Origin of the sequence: Alteromonas sp. 1_MG-2023 (genome assembly GCF_030547075.1) — a bacterium.
Classification (GTDB): domain Bacteria; phylum Pseudomonadota; class Gammaproteobacteria; order Enterobacterales; family Alteromonadaceae; genus Alteromonas.
Map to the genome: position 1 here is coordinate 56,113 of NZ_JAUOQH010000001.1, position 22,372 is coordinate 78,484.

21 protein-coding genes are annotated in these 22,372 nt (G+C 42.4%); 12 read left to right on the forward strand and 9 right to left on the reverse strand.

Translation table 11 applies throughout. From position 1 onward, the window contains the following. Positions 1 to 96 precede the first annotated feature (96 nt). The 4 genes from Q4561_RS00225 to Q4561_RS00240 all read left to right on the forward strand — a co-directional run bounded on the left by Q4561_RS00225 (position 97) and on the right by Q4561_RS00240 (position 3,945). Positions 97 to 471: a DUF3192 domain-containing protein gene (locus tag Q4561_RS00225; protein WP_303456394.1), complete on the forward strand. Its 375-nt coding sequence runs from the start codon at positions 97 to 99 to the stop codon at positions 469 to 471. Between the two features lie 4 nt (positions 472 to 475). Continuing rightward, a complete protein-coding gene (locus tag Q4561_RS00230) occupies positions 476 to 2,122 on the forward strand; it encodes a histidine kinase (protein WP_303456397.1) in 1,647 nt (548 codons plus the stop codon). A 205-nt stretch (positions 2,123 to 2,327) separates the two neighbouring features. Beyond that, positions 2,328 to 3,335 (forward strand): isocitrate dehydrogenase, encoded by a 1,008-nt coding sequence (locus Q4561_RS00235; protein ID WP_303456400.1) that lies wholly within the window; start codon positions 2,328 to 2,330, stop codon positions 3,333 to 3,335. A 292-nt stretch (positions 3,336 to 3,627) separates the two neighbouring features. Beyond that, entirely contained in the window at positions 3,628 to 3,945 is a 318-nt protein-coding gene (locus Q4561_RS00240; protein WP_303456403.1) for a helix-hairpin-helix domain-containing protein, read from the forward strand. A gap of 79 nt (positions 3,946 to 4,024) precedes the next feature. On the opposite strand, the gene galU is transcribed toward Q4561_RS00240, so the two are convergent. From galU to wecA, 4 genes are all read right to left on the reverse strand, one after another. Continuing rightward, on the reverse strand, positions 4,025 to 4,918 hold the full coding sequence (gene galU / locus Q4561_RS00245; protein ID WP_303456406.1) for a UTP--glucose-1-phosphate uridylyltransferase GalU: 894 nt from the start codon (positions 4,916 to 4,918) through the stop codon (positions 4,025 to 4,027). Between the two features lie 383 nt (positions 4,919 to 5,301). Beyond that, a complete protein-coding gene (locus tag Q4561_RS00250) occupies positions 5,302 to 6,171 on the reverse strand; it encodes a glycosyltransferase family 2 protein (protein WP_303456407.1) in 870 nt (289 codons plus the stop codon). After that, entirely contained in the window at positions 6,168 to 7,055 is an 888-nt protein-coding gene (locus tag Q4561_RS00255; RefSeq protein WP_303456409.1) for a glycosyltransferase, read from the reverse strand. The genes Q4561_RS00250 and Q4561_RS00255 overlap by 4 nt, the downstream gene beginning before the upstream one ends. Before the next feature lie 169 nt (positions 7,056 to 7,224). After that, the gene (gene wecA, locus Q4561_RS00260; protein ID WP_303456412.1) at positions 7,225 to 8,280 is read right to left on the reverse strand and encodes a UDP-N-acetylglucosamine--undecaprenyl-phosphate N-acetylglucosaminephosphotransferase; all 1,056 of its coding nucleotides are present in this window, start codon (positions 8,278 to 8,280) and stop codon (positions 7,225 to 7,227) included. A gap of 433 nt (positions 8,281 to 8,713) precedes the next feature. Between wecA and Q4561_RS00265 the strand changes: the two genes are divergently transcribed. From Q4561_RS00265 to galE, 8 genes are all read left to right on the forward strand, one after another. Beyond that, positions 8,714 to 9,118, forward strand: coding sequence for a hypothetical protein (locus tag Q4561_RS00265; RefSeq protein WP_303456414.1), 405 nt, complete (start codon positions 8,714 to 8,716; stop codon positions 9,116 to 9,118). Between the two features lie 61 nt (positions 9,119 to 9,179). Beyond that, on the forward strand, positions 9,180 to 10,946 hold the full coding sequence (locus Q4561_RS00270) for a polysaccharide biosynthesis/export family protein (RefSeq protein ID WP_303457160.1): 1,767 nt from the start codon (positions 9,180 to 9,182) through the stop codon (positions 10,944 to 10,946). Between the two features lie 44 nt (positions 10,947 to 10,990). Next, entirely contained in the window at positions 10,991 to 11,731 is a 741-nt protein-coding gene (locus Q4561_RS00275; protein ID WP_303456417.1) for an ABC transporter permease, read from the forward strand. Next, entirely contained in the window at positions 11,728 to 12,402 is a 675-nt protein-coding gene (locus Q4561_RS00280; RefSeq protein WP_303456419.1) for an ABC transporter ATP-binding protein, read from the forward strand. Before Q4561_RS00275 ends, Q4561_RS00280 begins: the two co-directional genes overlap by 4 nt. 11 nt (positions 12,403 to 12,413) lie before the next feature. After that, a complete protein-coding gene (locus Q4561_RS00285; protein ID WP_303456421.1) occupies positions 12,414 to 13,538 on the forward strand; it encodes a capsule biosynthesis protein in 1,125 nt (374 codons plus the stop codon). A gap of 340 nt (positions 13,539 to 13,878) precedes the next feature. Further along, the gene (locus tag Q4561_RS00290) at positions 13,879 to 15,399 is read left to right on the forward strand and encodes a peptide MFS transporter (RefSeq protein WP_303457161.1); all 1,521 of its coding nucleotides are present in this window, start codon (positions 13,879 to 13,881) and stop codon (positions 15,397 to 15,399) included. A gap of 144 nt (positions 15,400 to 15,543) precedes the next feature. Beyond that, positions 15,544 to 15,846, forward strand: a complete 303-nt coding sequence (locus Q4561_RS00295; RefSeq protein ID WP_303456423.1) for a DUF6170 family protein — start codon at positions 15,544 to 15,546, stop codon at positions 15,844 to 15,846. Next, the gene (gene galE, locus Q4561_RS00300) at positions 15,843 to 16,865 is read left to right on the forward strand and encodes a UDP-glucose 4-epimerase GalE (RefSeq protein WP_303456425.1); all 1,023 of its coding nucleotides are present in this window, start codon (positions 15,843 to 15,845) and stop codon (positions 16,863 to 16,865) included. Before Q4561_RS00295 ends, galE begins: the two co-directional genes overlap by 4 nt. Positions 16,866 to 17,060: 195 nt before the next feature. Here the strand turns inward: galE and Q4561_RS00305 are convergent, their stop codons facing one another. Genes Q4561_RS00305 through Q4561_RS00325 form a run of 5 tightly spaced genes read right to left on the reverse strand, consistent with a single transcriptional unit; the run spans position 17,061 to position 22,339 of the window. After that, a complete protein-coding gene (locus tag Q4561_RS00305; RefSeq protein WP_303456427.1) occupies positions 17,061 to 17,918 on the reverse strand; it encodes a VacJ family lipoprotein in 858 nt (285 codons plus the stop codon). Then, positions 17,915 to 19,219, reverse strand: a complete 1,305-nt coding sequence (gene ccmI / locus Q4561_RS00310; RefSeq protein ID WP_303456429.1) for a c-type cytochrome biogenesis protein CcmI — start codon at positions 19,217 to 19,219, stop codon at positions 17,915 to 17,917. The genes Q4561_RS00305 and ccmI overlap by 4 nt, the downstream gene beginning before the upstream one ends. Then, positions 19,216 to 19,659, reverse strand: a complete 444-nt coding sequence (locus Q4561_RS00315; protein ID WP_303456432.1) for a cytochrome c-type biogenesis protein — start codon at positions 19,657 to 19,659, stop codon at positions 19,216 to 19,218. Before Q4561_RS00315 ends, ccmI begins: the two co-directional genes overlap by 4 nt. Further along, positions 19,656 to 20,297 (reverse strand): redoxin family protein, encoded by a 642-nt coding sequence (locus tag Q4561_RS00320; RefSeq protein WP_303456434.1) that lies wholly within the window; start codon positions 20,295 to 20,297, stop codon positions 19,656 to 19,658. The genes Q4561_RS00315 and Q4561_RS00320 overlap by 4 nt, the downstream gene beginning before the upstream one ends. Continuing rightward, complete coding sequence (locus Q4561_RS00325; protein WP_303456437.1) at positions 20,294 to 22,339, reverse strand: heme lyase CcmF/NrfE family subunit; 2,046 nt, start codon at positions 22,337 to 22,339, stop codon at positions 20,294 to 20,296. The genes Q4561_RS00320 and Q4561_RS00325 overlap by 4 nt, the downstream gene beginning before the upstream one ends. Positions 22,340 to 22,372: the final 33 nt, after the last annotated feature.

Here is a 22,372-nt window from a genome sequence, read left to right on the forward strand (position 1 = left end):
GTTATTTAATCAAAGGATCTGCAATTTTACAGTTTGTAACCTATGAAAATGTTGTAAATTGTTTATTTGAATGCAGAAAAACGAAAAGTTAGGGTTATGAACACCAAGGTCATTCGACTCATTTTTGCTGGTATAGCACTCTATGCGGCTTTTGTATTTTTAGTCATTTCAGTTTATCCCGATAAACCTGAAAATATGGACTGGAAAGACCGTGAAGAATATAATCGCGTACAAATTACCAAATTAAAGTTAGGTAGTACCAGAGAAGAGGTACTAGCGCTGCTTGGCTCCCCTGATATTACCGAAGCCAAACGACAGAATGAAAACGCTATTCAAGTGATGTTTTACCGTACGCAGCATGTTCGCGCTGATGGGTTAACAACCCAAGATGAATGTACCCCCCTATTATTTGAAAACGAAAAATTGATTGCATGGGGCGACGGGGCATATTCAAGTTACCAGCAAAGCTAGTACGATGGAGCTTAACGACGCTTCTGAGCTTTCGGATGCTCTCTCGCTACCTACGCTTTCCACCTCACCGCAAGATATTGTTAACATCTGTCTTCAGCGAGCCAAACTAACCCTTTCGTTCACGCTAGCTCACCCTGCCATTCCTCTTGCACTTCGAAAATGCCCAAGTGATGTCGACCATCTTACTCGACACATGTTAAACCTAGCGCTATTTGGCAAGCTTAATAACTATAACGATCACTTCTTACAGCACCTCATTGCTGCTCACTTAGCTACGTATTACTTAGCAAAACAGAAAAAAGATGTAACTAACGACCACAAAAAATCACTTATTCAGTTCATCAATGAACATCAACTCGTGATGTGGCGGAAAGTTATCGGATTACAAAAGGTGCTTTTCACCCCTCAATCGATAAAACACCTTGGAGAGATAAAGCTTACATCCCTTCAACGAATAAGCCTTATTACTAGTACGTTAACTTATTGTGCCGAAAGCTATTCGGAATCCCGTCTGTTAGCTTATATCGTGCAGAGCACACCCGCTATTCAACGTACCTTTTTACACCCCATTGCTTCGCTTATCTCAACGCCTTTGCCCGGTGCAAGAGTGTATGCTAACGCCCATCCTTCAATAGTTATTGATATTCAAAAAAACCATGCGCTAGTGTATTGCCCAAGTCGAAGGGAAAACGAGAGCAAAGAGCAACATGAGAAAACTAAACAGTGGGTTAAACGTACCGCGCTTTTATCACCTAAAGATCTGCACATAAAGTTTGAAGACTTCTCCGCCCACTATCATCAGTGCGAAAAAGAAAGAAAAGTTAAAGGGGAGCAACCCTTTTTACCTGTAACCTTCCCCATACAACGACCGCCATCAGCTTTAATAGAAATTATTCAAGAGTTGCAGAAACCCGACGTAGACATCCCAACCTTATGTAGCAAAGTAGAGAAGGTCACCAGTTTTCAGCAGTTTTTACTCTCTACCGCGAGCCAAGATAACCGTCTTAGGCTGCCCGTTACGAATTTAAAACAAGCAATATTAACCTACGGTTTAGAGCGCGTAGGCGACATGCTGGTTCAATATGCGTTAATAGAACGGCTGACCCAACATCAATATCCCTTGCTTGCAATCAGTAGACAGTTCACGACCTTAGCCTGTAGCATTTCGGCCCAGCTATCGTCTATGACTAATACTAAGTTTACTCCCCAATCTGCAGCATTGGTGACCACGTTTTTGTGCGCGCCCTTATTCACCCTGCCCGGATTAAAAGTGGCAAATAGGCTGCCGGTCAATCAAAAAGAATACTTTCAAATAGATAAAGTTTTCAGGGTTAAAGGCACAGTGGCATGGCACGCTATTTCAGGCGAGTTGGCGGGAAATTGGCATCAAAGTGCTACATGGCGAGCGGTCATCCATCAGTCGGGAAACCGCCATAAAGATGTACCTACTTCTTTAAAAAAAGAACATGCAATCTTACAACTGTCTTTTGGGCTAGCAAGAGAGTATTTGTTTCCTTTAGATAAGAGGGATAACGCTACGGATAATACTTTTGAAATATTAGCGAAAAGCATAAATCTAAAACGTGACGAGGTGCGCCACGTTGTTGAAGGGTTAAACGAATCCCTTTTTTGTCCGCTTAATTTGCACTAGTAAAATTAATCTTTGCGAATGGCTATAACTTAGCCCCGCTATCGTATAAAATACGCCGCTTAGCAACTGCTTCAATCAAAGATATCCCTAGATTTCATAATAACAAAATAGATGAGGCAGTCATCTTTGGCGCATTTCGCCCGCCAAGCTAAAATGAAATAAACCTAACGATTTTGACAATAGAATTATCAGAGGATCCTTCCACATGACTCAGCAACACATTACTGTCATTCGCGGTGACGGCATTGGCCCAGACATTATTGATGCAACCACAAAAATTTTAGACAAAGTTGGCTGTGATTTTGCCTATGACTACGCAGATGCAGGCTTAGTTGCACTTGAAGAGCATGGTGAACTTCTTCCACAAGCAACTCTTGACCTAATTGCTAAAAATAAAGTGGCACTTAAAGGCCCGCTTACTACGCCAGTTGGTGAAGGTTTTACGTCAATTAACGTTAGCTTACGTAAACAATTTAAACTTTACGCTAACCTACGCCCAGTTATCTCGTTTAAAGGCACTAAAGCCCGTTACGAAGACATTGATATTATCACCGTGCGTGAAAACACACAGGGCATGTACTCTGGCCTTGGCCAAGTAGTGTCTGAAGACGGTAACGAAGCTGAAGCCATGAGTAAGATCACTCGTGATGGTGCTGAGAAAATTGTTACTTTCGCTTACGAATTAGCCCGTCGCGAAGGTCGTAAAAAAGTGACTGCAGTGCACAAAGCTAATATCTTGAAGTCTACTTCAGGTTTGTTTTTGAAAGTGGCTCGTGAAGTAGGTGAACGTTACCCAGATATCGAATCTGCGGAAATGATTGTAGACAACACTTGTATGCAATTGGTGATGAATCCACACCAATTCGACGTTATTGTTACCACTAACTTATTCGGTGATATCCTTTCTGACTTATGTGCAGGACTTGTTGGCGGCCTTGGTATGGCTCCTGGTGCTAACATCGGTGAAGATTGTGCTATTTTCGAAGCAGTACATGGTTCAGCACCTGATATCGCTGGCAAAAATTTAGCTAACCCAACATCAGTTATTCTTGCTGCAGCTCAAATGCTCGAATACTTGAATATGAGTGATAAAGCAGAAAAAATTCGTAGCGCGTTAAAAGACGTTATTGAATCTGGTGACCGTACTACCCGTGACCTTGGCGGTGAATCTGGCACAAACGAATTTACTCAAGCGTTAATCGATCGCCTGTAAGGCTTAACTAACGTATTGATTAAGCGGGCTTTAAGCCCGCTTTTTTGTATCTTCCTATTTATTGTCCTTCTGCTTTTTACAGCAAGCATTTTCCCCTGTCAGTATGTCTTCGCCTAATACCTTGTATTGTTAAGATAGGTTCCTATTCCATTGCTCTATTCTGAGCTGCTATTTCGGATTTTACGACGAGCTCAGTTTGTAAAAACTGGCCTAAAACTGGTCTTTTCATATTTTCGGCGAGAGGTAAAATCTTTTGTGTACAAATGGTGTACAACCTAAACAAGGAATGACAATGAAAAAACAATTATTTAGCCTACTGGTTTTATCAGCCCTATTTATTCAATCGCCAAGCTTAGCTGCAGCGCCTACAAATAACGAAGGCGCATCATCGATGACGAGTGTTGGTGTTGCTAAAAAGATTGACTTAAATATTGCTAGTGTGGAAGAGCTTCAAACTTTACCAGGTGTCGGTGTTTCAAAAGCAAAAGCGATTATTGCCTATCGACAAGACGTTGGTCCGTTTATGGAAATAGCACAAATCACAGAAGTAAAAGGCATTGGTGAAAAAATGCTGTCGAAATTGAAAGGTTATGTGGTCGTAAACAACTGATTGACGGCCCATGATATTAGATGGTTGCATAGACATAAAAAAAGCGCGCTATATGCGCGCTTCATTTCTTTACTGAATATTAAAGACTAATTGTAGATAGGTATTCTTTAAATTCTTTTCCTAGTGCAGGGTGTCTAAGCGCGTACTCTACGTTAGCTTTCATGTAGCCCAATTTGCTTCCGCAATCATGGCTTTTACCTTTCATGTAGTAAGCATCAACCTGCTCAACTTTCATTAAGGCATCGATAGCATCGGTAAGTTGTACTTCATCGCCAGCACCCGGAGGCGTGAATTCAAGTAAATCCCATATCTTCTCAGAAAGCACGTAGCGACCTACTACAGCTAAATCTGAAGGAGCATCTTCAAGCGCAGGCTTTTCTACCATTTTATGAATCTTGGCTGATTCACCTGGCTCGATTGCTGCTCCATCTAAGTCGGCAATACCAAACTTAGTGACATCTTCTTGAGGAACTTGTTCAACCATAACTTGGCTAACACGGGTTGTATTAAACTTAGCCACCATGTCTGCAAGGTTATCTTTCTTCGGATCACTCGCGGCATCATCAATGATAACATCAGGTAAAACTACCGCAAAAGGTGCATCGCCGATAATTGGACGGGCGCATAATACCGCGTGGCCTAGGCCATTCGCGACACCTTGGCGGATATGCATAATAGTCACGTCTTTAGGGCAAATTGACTGCACTTCTTCAAGTATTTGACGCTTAACACGCTTTTCCAATGTCGCTTCAAGTTCAAAAGAAGTATCAAAATGGTTTTCAATACTGTTCTTACTAGCATGGGTTACTAGTATGATTTCTTTTATTCCAGCAGCCACACATTCTTTTACTACGTATTGAATAAGCGGCTTGTCTACTACAGGAAGCATTTCTTTTGGAATTGCTTTAGTAGCAGGAAGCATTCGGGTACCTAATCCCGCAACAGGAATAACGGCTTTCTTTACTTGACTCATAATTTAATGTCCTTGTACTGATAATCCTCAACCTAAAATGAAGTATGCAATCCACATTCCACACTATACAACTTCATTTTGGCTCGAAACCTTTACGTATCGTTAAAATTAATAGTTCACTTCACTAGCATATATCTTCAAAAATAGGGAAAGCATCATTTTGAAGCATATAATTCAACTACATAGCGAAACCACAATATCCAATGGCTTAATATTATCTAAAACCAATATATTTGAAAGAATTAGCGTTAAAACACTAAGCCCCTTTTTAACTCATCCTAATGCACCAAAAACTAACATACGCACAGAGTTGGTGAACAATTAAGAATCTTAAGCAACTACTTTAATCTTTAGCTAAAAACGTTGCGTAAAACGCTTAGACGTTATTTAGGTAAACTGCCCTGAATTTTTCCACTTTTCGAACGAATACCATCTATTAACCCTTTTACGATAAATTTGCCTCGTAGTTTCCCTTCAGGAAAACAGAACCTATTCACAATATATCGCAATGGTATTGCGGGAAGATGACGGCACTTCCAATAAAAAGGAACATATCCTCTTCTCGATAAGAGTAGTATGTTTCTCATTTGATAGTAAAGCCTGACTGAAGCCCCCTGCTTGAACATTAAACCCAATACCTTAACTCGGTCATCACCTTGGCGATGGGGCATACATACTGCCAGAGACTGAAAAACTGCAAAGCCAAGTTTATTCGCCCGCCAGCACCATTCATGATCAACCCCATCAATGAAAAGGCCGCTTTCTTTATTTCCAATTTCAGCAAATGCAGAAGCGGACAACATCATTCCTGAAGCAATTATCTGCTTAACTTTCCTTACTTGGCTGTTAATCTGCTTGCCTTTTTGTACTCGTCCTATCGAAACTTGATTCGTGAATTGGCAATGAATCGAAGGCCCCAGCGCGGCTATCTTGTAAGTCTTTTCTAAATCATGATATTGATTGAGTAACGCCATGGCCATACTAGCCGTGAAAGAGCTGTCTTGATCAAGTATTACCGCATGGGATAGACCATTTTCAAAAAGATAATTGAGCCCAACATTCTGCGCTTCGGCAATACCTACATTATTGGGAAAATGAAAATACTGGCAACTAGGAGAAAGTGTTAACGGGGTTTCATTGGCGGAATTATCAACCAGCGCCACGGGTAACTTATGACTTGCGAGTTCATCAAGCAATGATTGAACATGCTCTACATCAGGGTGATAGAGAACAATGACGAGACCGCAATTCAATGTTTACCGAACCTATCTAATAAATGACGATCAAGCTTATAAGCAAGTTTTACAATCTTTCCAGGCATTAAACGCAATGATAAAACGCCACAAGCATAAGCTACGTTATAAGGGGTCAATTTATTTAATTTAAGCATAGCATTGAATCTTGCTCTGAATTCATTGATTGATTTGCTGAGCCCCCTACGCTTGTAAAAGTTATTGACTCGACGAAAGTGAAGCAATCGATCCTTAAGGTTTCTAAACACAAATCCCTTTGACGCAAGCGTTACCCAAAGAAAGTAGTCTTGGGTGTTCATTAGACTACTATCGTATCGATAACCCTGCTGAAACACCGTATACCGAATAACTACAGTAGGATGATTAAGCGAGCATCTTCGCGGTAAAATACTAACAATTTGCTTATGTGAGGACGGCATTACGCGAGCCCCCACTTTGTTGCCATGTTCGTTTATTTCAGTGAGGGCAGAGCCCAATACTGAGATATACGCATGCTTGCGCAAATAGCTTATTTGACGTGCTAAGCGAGTAGGTATAGAGATATCATCAGCATCCATTCTTACAAAATAAGATGGGCTAAGTGTTAACCCCCATTCCGCGGCTTTATTCATACAACTTGCTAAGCCTGGTTGAGTCGAGTTTTGTGCCAACACGACCCGCTCGTCAGAGAATGCTTTATCTTTGAGTTTGTTCATCATTTTGACGGTTATTTCGCCGTCTATAACGATGATAAAAACAAAGTCTTGATAAGTTTGTTCTAAAATACTGTCTATTGCTTGTTCTACCCAATCAACCTTGTCTCCGCCATAGACAGCCATTGCCACTAAGGTCTCAACGCTTTTGTTGTTATTGTTGTTGTGCAGAATTGAAAGGCTTGTGTCCAAACAGAATTACCAATTTTAAAAGCGTTGATTTAGGAGAAAAGTAACAGAGAAGCGCTTTCTTGTCTTATTACACTATTTATTAGGGATCCAATATCTGAAATTCTGTGTTGAGAACCCAGTAGTAGGGATACAGTTATCGTACGAATGAGCACAGTATCAACAATGTGCTCTAACGCTTTTTGATAAAGCGAAGAACGCTCCAAATATTCTGAATAACGATACTATACAAGACAAGTAAACAAATAAAACCCCAAAACATAATGTATTCAGGTACGAAATATAATTCGCCGAGGATTCCTACTAAACAATAACAAGCCCCCATGAATAAAATAGCAATAAGAGATTGTCTACTGGTTAGCCCGGCCCGCATAAATATATTATGCAAATGTTGACGGTCAGGTCGAAGCATAGATTGCCCTTTACGAGCACGACGATACATAATCGCGGCCATGTCCATTAATGGCAAGCCAACTAACCATACCGCAGTAATAGGTCTAAAGGCGGCGCTATCACCTTGAGTGTGATCGACCAATAGCCATACAATGGTTAGGCCTACGAACATACTGCCCGCATCGCCCATAAATATTTTGTTCCCTTTAAAGCCCTTCCAACTTAAATTAAAGGCCAAAAAAGGTACGATGGCGGCTACGATAATTAACGGTTCCATAATCGCGGCACCGTTGCCCGTAGAGATTAAGAATCCTGCTAGCGTAAGAAGAATAACAAGACTCATTCCTCCTGCTAAGCCATCTATACCATCGATCATATTAAATGCGTTAATTACACCTACTACACATATAACTGTGAAGAAATAGCCACCAATATCTAATGCTATGTTGCCGAATCCAAAAATATTGCCTAAAGAAGTAATATAATTTTGCGCGCTCCACGCCATAATGGATGCCACGCCGAATTGACACATCAAACGCCCTTTCGCACTTAAGTCAAAACGATCGTCAAGCATACCTAACAATACAACGAAGGCTGAAGCAGTAAAGAAAAGAGGGTTGTTTTTCATCCAAACGTCTGTAGCTACGCTAGCCACGAGTACGGCCATAAAAATAGCGACGCCACCGGTTAAAGGAACAATTCCCGCATGTCGTTTTCTCGCACTAGGTTGGTCAACCAACCCAAACTGATGTGCTAATGGCGTCATAACCACTAACAAAATCAGGGCAACAAAAAAAGCAGTGAAAAGCGGAACAAACTGCAAATAAGCTAGCATTCTAAGTAAAACCTCATACCACCATAGCTGGCGCTACCCAACAGCAGTCTTTCGCTGAAAAGTATTCTCCCAAAGTGGGATATTTGAACTAGGTTGGTATCCATATTAAAAAAACATCCTTTGTTACGGCCTACCGAGAGCTTCATTCTCTTATTAGAGCGGGATAGGATAAACCCCCATATCATAATAAACATTCTTAGTGGTAACCACCCTTAGCCGTAAAAAGTTTCTTATCTGCTGTCATATTATCACCACTTTTGAAAAGTGTAGCGCAAAAATTACACAATCTTTTGAAAGTACTGACAAATGCAGAAAAATTCGATTAAATAACGCCCCATCGTCGCTCAACCCGTATTTATCAACTTACGAAAACATGTTTTTCTTAAATCTTATGGTATCCTAGCGCCAAATTGCTATATGGATATGACAGTCAATGTTAAATACGCAAAAAGGGGCTCTCTTACTCGTTACGCTTTCAAGTATACTAGCAGCGTGCAGTAATGTGCCTAAATCAACATCCGCCGATATTCCGCTTGTACATTCTTCGCTAGCATACTCTTTGTCTGCCGAGAAAGATGTAGCAATAAGCGTTCCAAAGTTGAACGCTTCATTTTCTCAAAAGCTTAATATCCAAATCATGTTCGAAGGTGTCGATTACCGAACCACGAAGTTCTATACCTCTGCGACAGGAAATGATTGCATCCGTTTTCAAGCAGTGGAACCTCGCGCGAAAGCTCCCAAAGCAACTAGCAATGATAAACTTACCGCGTGTAAACGAGGGGGTTCATGGTCTGTTTTGAGCCCGTTGGTCGTCTCTGTTCAAGAATCAGGAGAATAATTTGAATTCGTTTAAATTAACCTTTGTTTCGCTCACGGCATTAATTGTTCTTTCAATCAGCATGCTATCTCAAACTGTTGTGGCACAAAGTGCAGAACAAATAGAACAACTGAGACAACGAGCTCAACAAACTGGGTCCTCTACTACATCTACAGCTACTGGCGTTTCTCCCCTCAGTGTGCAAAGCCAACGCACTTTGCCAGGCGCAAATAGCACGCAAAGTACTATGGGAGAATTTAGTACTCAGCCTCGAAGTGGCCTTTCATTACCCGGCGAACCGACTATTGAAAGCGTATTTCCTCAACAAATGGCTATGGCAAACCCGCCATTTGCTGCCAACCTATTTATTGGTGGTTTTGAGTCTGAAAGAACTACAGGCTTAAACGATAACTACCTGGTTGCCCCTGGGGATAAAATCTCTATTTGGCTATGGGGTGCGATTAATTATTCTGATGTTTCGACTGTTGACAATCAAGGTAATATCTTCATTCCTAATATTGGCCCAGTTCGGGTTGCTAACACGCCAGCGGGTTCAGTAAACCAGACCGTTAGTAGTAAAATTCGTCAGGTTTATACCAACGACGTAAATGTATACGTCAACTTACTCACTTCCACCCCAGTAGCGGTTTATGTTTCAGGCCCTATTTTACGCCCAGGTCAATATGCAGGTTTAGCATCCGACAGCGTGCTGTATTATTTGAAACGCGCTGGAGGTATTGATTTTCAGCGCGGCAGCTTCAGACAAATTGACGTTATTCGCAATAATGAAGTTATAGCTACCGCTGATTTATATGCATTTTTCAGAAACGGTAAACTGCCAAAAATTTCTTTTAAAGATGGCGATACCATTTTAGTTCGCCCTATTGGCAATACTATCGTGGTTGAAACTGGAGCTCGAAATAGTTTTACTTTTGAGTTTTCAGACGAAGAACTCACCGGTGAAGTAGTAAACTACTTTGCGCGTCCTGGCGAGTTTGCATCTCACGCGTCAGTAGCAGGCGTAAGAGACAACAAACAATTTGCACGGTATTTAAGTCTTACTGATTTTGAAGCGCTGCCATTAAGGGCCGGCGATACTGTTGAATATGTAGCTGACAATGAAGCGCAAATTTATCGTATTAATGTAGCGGGCGCATTTTCAGGCGCATCACAACTAATGGTAGATAAAGGCACTCGTTTGCTTGATGTGCTGGATCACATTGAAGCGGATACGGCCTTATCTGATACGCAGAATATTTATCTATTGCGAGAAAGTGTTGCGATAAAACAAAAAGAAATTATCGAACAAGGTTTGGAGCGTTTAGAGCGCAGCATGTATACGGCACCTATTAGTTCAACGGGAGAAGGTACTATTCGAGCTCAAGAAGCCCAATTGGTAGCTGACTTTATCGCGAGAGCCCGTCAGGTTGAGCCCCAAGGGCGGGTGGTTGTGTCGGAAAATGGCGACACTGCCAATATTCTTTTAGAACCAAACGATACTATTGTTATTCCTGAAATCACCGATCTTATTCATATTGGTGGTGAGGTTTTACTTCCTCAATCGGTCGTATTTAACCCAGACGCCACTACAGAAGATTACATTGCTTGGGCCGGAGGGTTTACTGAGCGCGCTGAAGATGAGCGAATCTTGATAGTACGCAAAAATGGGAACGTTGCTTTCGCCAATATCGATAACGGTATTTTAACTGCTAACGGCGGTGATGCTCATTTATTACCTGGGGACCAGATTATCGTGCTGCCAGCCATTGATACTAAAGTGCTTCAAGCGGTGAAAGATATTACTCAAATTATCTATCAAATCGCCGTTGCTGCAAATGTGGCCACTTAATAACGATGGTTACGTTTAAAAACCAACTCTACGCATGGAGAAGTGTGATTTTCGCACTTTTCCTGAGGGAGTTTCAGAGTAAGTTCAACGATAAATTCGGGTTGAGTTGGGCTTTTATAGAACCCTTTATCTTTATTGCTGTACTTTCATTTATAAGGGGTATGATCAGTGGCAATGATGTTCACTCAATACCTTTATTTATTTTCATGATGATCGGGCTCGTAGGTCTTCAGACATTAACTGGTAACCTCATATCAGTTTCAATGTCTATTCGTAAAAATAAGCCTTTATATGCCTTCAGGCAGGTTTTACCTATTGCAGCTGTTATCACTGCGGGATTTGTGGAGTTGTCAATAAAAACTGTGGTCATCGCACTGCTCGCTCTAGCTCTATATCTCCTAGGTGACGGATTTAAAATAAATGACCCCTTGCTTTTGATAACCCTTTATCTCTTACTTTGGTTATTTTCTGTCTCACTTGGCTTGATTTTTGCCATTGCTGCGGCATTTGTGCCTGAAGTAGATAAGATAAAATCAATGCTAACACGCCCGTTAATCTTTATATCCTGTGTATTTTTCAGCCTCCAGGATATGCCGGAATATCTCTGGCCGTACTTCACTTGGAATCCTCTTGCCCACTTCAACGAATTAGCTCGTTACGCGTGCTTTGAATCATATGGCCATAAAGGAGTGTCTTTAAGTTTCACTATAAAAGTCACTATTGTGCTCTTTTTCCTAAGTTTATCTCTCTACCACATCACCTGGAAGAAGGTGTTGTCACGATGATCAAATTAGAAGACGTGACAAAAAGTTATCCTAGTAAAATGGGGCCTCAGTACATCTTTAAAAATCTCAATTTTAGTTTCCCTACTGAAAATAATGTGGCCATACTGGGCAAAAATGGCGCAGGTAAATCAACCCTTTTTCGTATGTTGGCAAAAAGCGAATACCCCGATAAGGGCCGTGTACTTACCAACAAAGCCATGTCTTGGCCTGTTGCACTACAAACCGGTGTTCATCCCCAAATGACTGGGCGGGAGAACACCCGCTTTATTGGTCGGATAAATAACGTTGCGTCGCTTCCTGAATACGAAGAAAAAGTCCAAGCTTTCGCTGAACTAGGCGAGCGTTTTGACTTACCCGTGCGTACTTACTCTTCAGGTATGAGAGCTAAGTTTGTTTTTGCTTGTTGTATGAATATTGATTTCGACATCTATCTTATCGATGAGGCGACCTCCGTAGGCGATCCTCTATTTAGAAAAAAAGCGAGAGCTTCGCTTAAAGAGAAGAGTGAAACGGCAGGGGTTATCATGGTAAGTCACGAACTGGATCAAATACGCGAATTCTGTACATCAGCCGTTATTATAGATGATGGCAAGTTGTATTATTATGCTGATCTTGAAGAAGGCATCGATGTGTATACGCAAGATGCAGATAATAAAAAATCGTTAAAATAGGTTTATTAAACGTGGAAAAAAATCTAACTAAACTGAACGACCTGATGAAGCGTCATAAAACGCTTTTGTTAGTGTTGCCTTGGTTTTTATATGCCTTCTATCTCATTGTTTGGGCTGCACCTCAATATGAGAGTCAAAGCCAATTAATTGTAAAATCCAGTGACGGTGGAAGCAGTTTCGACCCTTCTTCATTACTTATGTCGGCAGGCATGGGTTCCAGTGGGTTTAGCAACGAAAGTCAATTAGTAGAAGCCTATATTAAATCTGCAGACATGATTAAGTACTTGGATAAGACCATTAGCTTAAGTGAACACTATATGTCTGATGAGGCCGATATGTTTAGTGGCCTTTCAAGTAACCATAAACAAGAAAGCTTCTACCAGTTTTACTTAGAGCATGTTGAAGTAAGTGTTGACTCAGCCTCTTCGGTAATTTCATTGCGCACCCGTGCATTCAACCCCGAATTCGCCCAAGTCATAAACCAAGCTATTGTGGTAAAAGCAGAAGAGTTTATAAACAATATCAATAACAATCTGGCCAAATCAAAGCTGACGTTTGCAAAAGGTGAGCATGAAATTGTCGAGCAGAAGCTTCAGCAGGCCAAAACAGAAATATTGGGTTTTCAGTCTAAATATAATGTACTTGATCCTACCGCGGAAGGTGCTGCTTTTCAGCAAATCGCATTTTCTTTAGAAGCCACCTTGGCCCAAAAGAAGGCTGAGCTGAGCACTATATCAACCATGATGTCTGATGCTGCCCCAGAGGTGATTAACATCAAGCGAGAAATCGGTGCGTTACAACGTGAAATAAATAAACGTAAAGAGCAAATAAGCACCACAGATCCTGACAGCGCAGACAGTGATCTCTCTGTTGGTGAACTAATGGCACAGTATAGCAACCTCCAAGTTCAGTTGCAGTTGGCAATACAAGCATTTTCTTCTTCCCTTATTACATTAGAAAATGCCCGTGTAGAAACCTATCAAAAGTTACAACACTTAGTTACCATCGAGTCGCCTACCCTACCTGATGACAATAAATACCCAACGGTCGTTTACAACTTAGTGTTATTTGGCGTGATGCTTCTATTGCTTTATGGCATCATTCGTATTGTACTCGCTACAATTAGAGAGTTGTAAGGCTCAATACATAGAAACTTATTTGTATCGCACTTAGTTAGTTGTAGTAAAAGTGCGATACAAATTTTTAAATAAACGACAGAAAATACGCTATTTACGCTTTCATTTTCTAAGCTTTCTCGCCTTTAAGATCCCACAGGACAAACTAACTAACAACGCTCACTTTTCCACCAAACATCCCTTTTGACAGCCTTATCAGTGGAGTTTGTCGCCCAAATCTTGTGTCTTTACCCTAGCTTTAGTATAACGGCTTATCCTTTATTGGACCTATATCAAAAGAGCTCGCAAATTAAGAGCTCTATTATAACAACCATAATTAATATGGAATGATGACGTGACTATAAAAAAATCTAACGACACCAGCTTTTTCGGCCATCCAGGAGGCCTACAAACGCTGTTTTTCACCGAAATGTGGGAGCGCATGAGTTATTACGGTATGCGTGCCCTTCTTGTTTTATTTATGACAGCTAGCCTACAAACACAAGGGCTCGGTTTTACAGTAGCAACCGCTGGAGCGATATATGGCTTATACACAGGAGCAGTTTACTTTTTAGGATTACCCGGTGGCTGGTTATCTGACCGCCTAATTGGTGGTAAAAAGGCAGTATGGTACGGCGGTATTATTATCTTCTTAGGCCATGTGGTACTTGCCATCGACTTGCAGAACCTATTCTTTGTAGGTCTAATTCTTGTAGCAACCGGTACTGGTCTATTAAAACCCAATATTTCTGCCATGGTTGGACAACAGTATAGCGATGAAGATGCTCGAAGAGATAGTGGTTATGCCCTTTATTATATGGGTATTAACATTGGTTCTCTTATCGCTTATTTAGTAACAGGTTACTTGCAAGAAAACTGGGGATGGGACTATGCATTTGGTGCCGCGGCTATTGGTATGGCTATCGGCCTTATTCAATACTACTTCACCAACTCGTCGCTAGCTGCAGATTCAACTGATCCAACTAATCCTTACACCGGCAGTGCTAAGAAAACCGCGTGGACAGCAGTTATTGCTACCGTTGCCTTAGCTGTCGTAGTTATCGTTCTTGCTCACATGGGAACAATTATTATTGACCCTCTGTTGCTTGCTCAGCAAGTGGCGGTATTTTTCACCGCGGTATTTTTCTTATACTTTGGCTTTATCTACTTTAAAGGTGCGCTTAGCGATAATGAAAAAAGACGTATGTGGGCACTGTTTCTGGTCTGTATTGCCTCTGCGTGTTTTTGGTCAGGCTTTGAACAAGCCGGCTCTTCATTGAACTTATTTGCTCAGAACTATACTGATAGAGCTTTGTCCGCTGGGTCTGTGTTTACATCATGGTTTGGACTTTCTACTATCCCAACCGTATGGTTCCAGCTTTCAAATTCCTTGTTTATTATTATTCTTTCGCCTTTCTTCGCCGCCCTTTGGATTAATCTTGCCAAGCGCATGATTGACCCTTCGTATACGCTAAAATGTGCGATTGGCCTAGTCATTATGGCGACAGGCTTTTTGGTTATGTTTATGGCCTCTCAGTACGCTGCACAAGGTTTAAAAGTAGCCCCTATGTGGTTGGTAACTACCTACTTCTTACATACTGTCGGTGAGCTATGTTTAAGCCCTGTTGCGTTAAGTGCCGTAAGTAAACTATCTCCTAAGCGTTTTGCGGGACAAATGATGGGGGTTTTCGTTTTAACCTACTCTATCGGAAATATTATTGCCGGATTGTTATCTGGCAACTTTGACCCTGAGAATGTGTCTGAAATGCCTAACCTTTACCTTCAAATAGCATTGTTCAGTATTGCTATCGGTATTGTAATTGCACTGCTAAGCCTCAAATCACGTTTTTGGGAAAAAGCAGGCGTTGAATCGAAGGCCTAACTTAATTAATGAGAATATTAAAAAGGTGAGTAAATTCTGCTGAAAAGGACTCATTAGACCAATTACGGTTTTAACCTTTCTTGCAATCACCTACAATAACCGCCGTTACACAATATGTGTCGGCGGTTTTTATTTGAGTACGCTATGAAATTTTATTTTTCCACCCGAAATATTCCTCAACTGAAAGGTTTCCCTCTCACCGAACGCGTGAAGCGTTTAGACAGAGCAGCATCGCGGATGACCGTTCCAGAAAAAACACTCATGAACGTGCTCAAGCTACTGGTTTTCATACCCGCTTTTGTGCTTATATTACAAACCGCATCGAACTGGACGTCACTATTGTGGGCGGGAGTTGTATTTTTACTTTATCCGCTATTAGTTAAACCCATACAACATTCTATCTGTGCTAAATATTTGGCACAAAACACAGAAAAGGAGCATGCATGAAAACCATTTTGGTCACCGGGGGCGCTGGTTATATTGGAAGTCACACTGTACTTCAGTTACTTGAACAAGGTTACGGTGTTGTCGTTCTCGACAATCTGGCGAATTCGAGTGCAGAGTCACTAAGACGGGTTGAGGCTATCTCGGGAACATCAGTCACTTTCGTTCAAGGTGATATTCGCGACACTGCCGTGCTTGATGGTATTTTCAGTGAGCACAGCATTTATGCTGTTATCCATTTCGCGGGCCTTAAGGCTGTAGGTGAGTCGGTGCAACAGCCCCTGTCTTACTACGAAAATAACGTTTATGGCACGCTTACCTTATGTAAATCGATGCAAAAGCACAATGTTAAAAACATCGTATTTAGCTCCTCTGCTACAGTATATGGCGATCCAGTTGCCCTTCCTTTACGTGAAGATATGGCTACTGGACACCCAACCAACCCTTATGGCATGTCTAAATTAATGGTAGAGCATGTGTTGGCTGATTTGTTTGTGTCAGACAGCGAATGGAACATTGTGCTACTTCGTTACTTTAACCCAGTAGGCGCCCACGCATCAGGCAGCATTGGTGAAGATCCTAACGGTATTCCAAACAATCTCATGCCTTATATTTCACAAGTCGCTACCGGGAAATTAGCAAAGCTGAGTGTATTTGGTGACGATTACGACACCCATGATGGCACAGGCGTACGTGATTACATTCACGTAGAAGACTTGGCTAATGGACACTTAAAAGCAATTGATAGAATTGCTTTAAATATGGGGCTTGATAAATACAATTTGGGAACCGGCCAAGGTTACTCAGTGCTAGATATGATTAGAGCATTTGAAAAGGCATCGGGTAAAACAATCCCTTATGCTATAGCACCGCGCCGTGGTGGTGACGTAGCTGCATGTTACGCAGACCCGACTAAGGCAGCCACTGAATTAAACTGGCATGCTGAGAAAGGCTTAGAAGCTATGTGTGCAGATACATGGAACTGGCAATCACAAAATCCTCAGGGTTACCCCAAAGGTTAGTTAGCCAATTGTGTATGTAGTGAGGTAACTTACAACATTACGCTAAGCAGAATCTAAAAAAGCCCCTCAATGAAATTTTCGTTGAGGGGCTTTTTTTAGCGTCTTAGGTATTTAGCTTGGTTAGCTGCAAGCTAGAGCTAAGCGCTAAATAGCTAAGAACTAATGACCTTGAGACCAGTCCTCTTCAGGGCCTTCTTATTCAGGGCCGTCTTCTTCAGGGGCATCAGTTGAAGAGTCATCTTCAACGTCCATTTCTTCATACTCGAGCATAGCTTCGAACTCGGCGAAGTCATCTAGCTGTTCTTCTTCTATCGCCTTATCACCGCTTTTACCGTCGGTAACTTTAAACGCAAGGTTTTCGAAGTAAGCATTTTTTACAAAAGCATAATCATCTACCGATTGCTCTAGCTGTTGCTCTTGGTCAATCAGTGAGGCACGCCCCTCTAAGATGGATACAAGGTAGCGAGCAATAGCAAACTGTCCATCAATAATCGCCATCGGATAAACCATACCGTCGACAACCTCTCCTGAGAAGCTTCGAGGATCACTAGGCCCTAACGCAGGCAACATTAAATAAGGCCCTGTGTTTACACCCCATACGCCCATGGTTTCACCAAACTCTTCTTCTTTTTTGGTTATACCTATATGGTTAGCAACATCAATAGTGCCTAATAGCCCCACAGTCGAGTTAAGCACAAAGCGGGCTAAGCTATCCATCCCATCGTCTACTTTACCTTGGAACATATTATTCATGAAGTTTGCAGGCTCTTGCAGGTTTTCTGCAGCATTTAATAAACCAGTACGAGCAAACTGAGGCATTACGGTTACATAACCAACCGTAATGGGGCGCAGTACATATGCGTCTAATACTTCCCAGTTAAAGTCCCACATCACGCGGTTTACTGGCTCTAAGGGATCCCTTGGGTCACCCGCATCCTGTACTTGATTATTACTTTGATCAACTTGTTGAGAAGCTTGCTGACTTGCACACCCGCCTAAGAAACTTGCTAACACAAGCGCACTTACCGAGGCCCACTTTGAAAATTTAATCACAACAATTCCTTCTCTATCGTTACGTTGATATCTTTCATATTCTGAGGTGCCACGTCGATAACCTGACTACCTTCCCACTCACCGGGTGATACAGTTACATCACCATCGGCAGATACGCGCGCAGTAAGCGTAACTTTGCTCAGTGAGTCTAATGTGTATTGCGGCAACATTGCATTATCCGTATCTAATGCAATAGTGACAGGAAAATCTTGTAACGGGATTTTAACCACGGCTGCCGGCATTCTGTTTTCTGAGTTTGCATCTTGCGCAAATACGATAAGAAAGCCGGATTGAGGTAAAGCTGAACGGGCTTCGTCCGATATATTTACGGTAATATTAAAACCGGTTTTCGCACTAGGGTTGCTATTAGGAGCTTTCGCAGAGCTTTGCCCTCCAGACAAATCACTGATAGTGCTGCTGTCTTGCACAACCACTTGGCCTTCTAATGCTTGAAGTTCTTGCTCTCGCATGGCCAGTCGCTGACCAATATCGTTGCCTGCGGGCAATTTATCTTTTACTTGCCCATAATAACGGGTTAGGTTTTCTAAATCGCCTAACTGCGCAGAAACTACCGCCATCATTAGCGCTAAATTATCATTTTCTGGTGTATTCTGTAATAACCTTGATAACACACCTTGTGCGCGATTGAGGTTATTCACATCCCCTGTGGTCATCAAGGCTTGCGCTAGCGTAATTTGGTGGGAAGTATTCCCAGGCTTTAACGCAACGGCTTTATCAATCGCTTCAATAGCCTGTACTTCTTGACCCAAACTTAACATCAACCGGCCCAGATATAGCCAGGCGGTATCATCTTCAGGGGTCTGCCGTAACCGTTGGCGAATAGCTAACGCTAAATTCGCTACATCTTGCGCCTCTAAATCACTTCCGTTGCCACTGGCTAATTTTGCGCTTAATTCCGGTAACGCCGCAATAGCGTCAGATGCACGCTGTACTTGGCTAAATTGATTTACCGAAGCGTATACCACTACACCGGCAACGACGGCGACTAGACCACCAACAAGTAAAGGCATACCTGCTGAGCCAGTACGCGTGGACTCAAAACTACTTTCATCAACCAGCGCGACTTTTAATTCATCTACCGCCACACGCATATCGTGCTCGGTGATTAAGCCTTCTCTCACTTCTCTTTCAAGCTCTTGCAGTCGCTGCTTTACAATTTGCGTATTGCTTAAACTATCAGCTTTAGCGTGATTTTTTCGACGAAGCCAGGGGAATGCCAATAGCATGAGTACTAAGGTAATTAACCCTGAAACAACAATATAAAACTCGGTCCAACTCATTCTTTTTCCTGCTCAAGCAATGCATCTGCCTTAGCCAGTTTGGCTTTGATATCCTGCGGGGCTGCTGAAGATTTCCGACGCACGACAAATAAAAGTGCGAAAATCACAAACAATACAGGTGCAGCCCATAGCCACATAGTGGCAATCGTTACCGGTGGCTGGTAGTGCACAAAGTCGCCGTAACGGGCTTTCATGAAATCAATGACTTCAGTCTCAGACTTACCTTCTTTTAATAATGCGTAAACCTTACGGCGCATATCGTGGGCAATCATGGCGTCGCTGTCGGCAATGTTCTGATTCTGACACATAGGGCAGCGTAATTCGGCGGTTAAACTTAAAAATTGAGCACGTTGCGCGGGCGTATCAAAAGCAAAATTATCTTCAGCGCTAAAAACCGAAAAAGTGATAAATAGGGTCAAAAGGACGAATAAATGCTTCATTCCCCTACTCTCCCTGTATCTTTAATGTCAGTATCATCAATATCAGTGCCAGTTTCACCGTTCGCCTCAGCCACTAACTGTTGATAAAGCGGACCCACTTTGTTTTGCCAAACACGCTCATTAATATCACCAATATGATGCATGCGAATAACACCGTTGGCATCCAATACAAAATGTTCTGGGGCACCGGTAACCCCTAAATCTAAAGACGTATCGCGATACACATCAAAAATATTAAATGCATAAGGATTACCATAACGCCTGAGCATACTGGTCACTTCTTGTTGCACTCGGGTGAGTGTTTTTGTACCGAAGTCAGGGTCAAGATCTTGATCAAAATATAAGCCCACAAACTTCACACCTAGCTCATCTTTAAGCTGGGTTAAATACGGCATTTCTACGGCGCAAGTTACACACCATACACCCCACACGTTCACAATCGTTACCTCACCTTTCAGTGAAGCTGGTGTGTAGGTTGTATCTGGTTGCATTAAATCGGGTAAAGTAAATTCAGGCAGCGGTTTACCTTTTACCTGTGAATCTAGCTCTCGTGGGTCTGAAAACAAACCTTGGAACAGAAAAATCACCAGCATTGAGAACAGAAACAATGGAATGACAACTAAAGGTGCCTTTTTCATTGTGTGACCTCCTGACTGCTGGTATCACTCACATTTTTCGACTCTGCTTCAGAGAGAGCTTCTTTTCCAGTCATTCGATTGATAGCTTTCGAGACTTTTTTCACCTTGGCCATGCGGTAACGTTTATCACTAATCGAGAAGATACCGCCTATCGCCATGACCACAGCACCTGCCCATAACCACACAACAAAAGGCTTAATATAAATACGTACTGCCCAGGCTCCGTCATCAAGAGGCTCGCCCATGGCAATAAATAAATCCCGCGATACCGTAGAGTGGATAGCCGCTTCTGTCATTGGCATACGCTGAACGGTATACATACGCTTTTCCGGCTCTAAATGTACAACAAATTCATCCGCCTTGTTCACATCAAACACACCGACATCGGCGGTGTAATTTGGCCCTTGAAATGGCTTAACATCGGTAAAAGTAAAAGCATAACCACCAAGCTCTACTGTTTCGCCCACTTCCATTCGCACATCCCGTTCTAACTCATAATTAGACACTAAAGTGATACCAATAATACTGATGGCAAAGCCGATATGACCTAACACCATACCCCAGTGACTTGGGGTGAGCTTGCGTAGTTTTGTGATAGTACCAGCATTACTTGGGTTAGCATTAACCCGCTGAAGCACTTCTAGCACTGTGGTAACCAAAATCCAGAATACGAGGATCATGCCTAGCATTCCCATGTATTGAGGCGTGTCGTAACTGAAGTTCACTAAAAGCGCCGCACTGATGGCAATACCAGCGGCAACCAACAACTGATTTCTTAGTGCACCTGCGGTTTGATGTTTCCAGCGAGTTAACGGGCCTAGGCCTAGGAACAACACAAAGGGAACAATCAACAGGGTAAACATTTGGTTAAAGAATGGCGCCCCCACTGAAATACTGCCTAAGCCTAATTCTTTGTGAACCAGTGGCAACAATGTACCTAGCAGCACCACTAAGGTCGCGGCACACAAAAATACGTTGTTTCCCATTAATAACACTTCTCGGGAAAAGGCTTGGTATCGACCTGGGCTCTTTAACACAGAAGCACGCATGGCGTAAAGTAATAAGCCAAAACCACTTAACACGATAAGAATACCGAGTATAAATAGCCCGCGAGTTGGATCGCTGGCAAAGGAGTGGACGGAAACTATCACCCCTGAGCGAACTAAAAACGTCCCCAACAAACTTAGCGAAAATGCCGCAATGGCCAGCAATACTGTCCACGACTTGAAGGCTTTTCGTTTCTCCGTGACCGCCAAAGAATGCATCAGTGCAGTGCCCACTAACCAAGGCATAAAGGAAGCGTTTTCTACGGGATCCCAGAACCACCAGCCTCCCCAGCCAAGTTCGTAATAAGCCCACCAGCTACCAAGGGCAATACCTACAGTAAGAAACGCCCACGCCGCTATAACCCACGGACGAGACCAACGCGCCCATGTAGAATCGAGTTGGCCTGAAATTAGTGCTGAAATAGCAAAAGCGAAAGCCACTGAGAAGCCTACATATCCCATGTATAACATTGGAGGGTGAATGATCATGCCGAAATCTTGCAGCAACGGATTTAAGTCGCGGCCATCGACAGGGAAAAACGGCAGCATGCTATTGAAAGGATTTGAGGTAAGCAGCATAAACAAATAAAAACCAATGCCTACCATACCTAAAACTGACAAGACTCTTGCGACCATGCTAAGCGGTATACCGCGACTAAATATGGCAACTGCTACTGTCCAAATAGACAGCATCAATACCCATAGCAAAAACGAGCCTTCATGGCCGCCCCAGACTGCAGTAATTTTATAAATAAGCGGAAGTTGGCTATTGGAATGCTGCGCCACATACTCAACACTGAAATCGTCGGTAACAAAGGCGTAGGTTAAGCACAGATAAGCAATTAGGGTGAACACAAACAACCCAATAGCCAAAGGCTTAGCGGTAGCCATTAGCGTGTCGTGCCCTCGGTGAGCCCCCCAAAGCGGGTAGACTGCTAGCAAAATAGATAATACTAAGGCGAGAGTTAACGCGATATTTCCAATCTCAGGTACCATAACTACTGGGCTCCTGGTTTAAACTTTGACTCT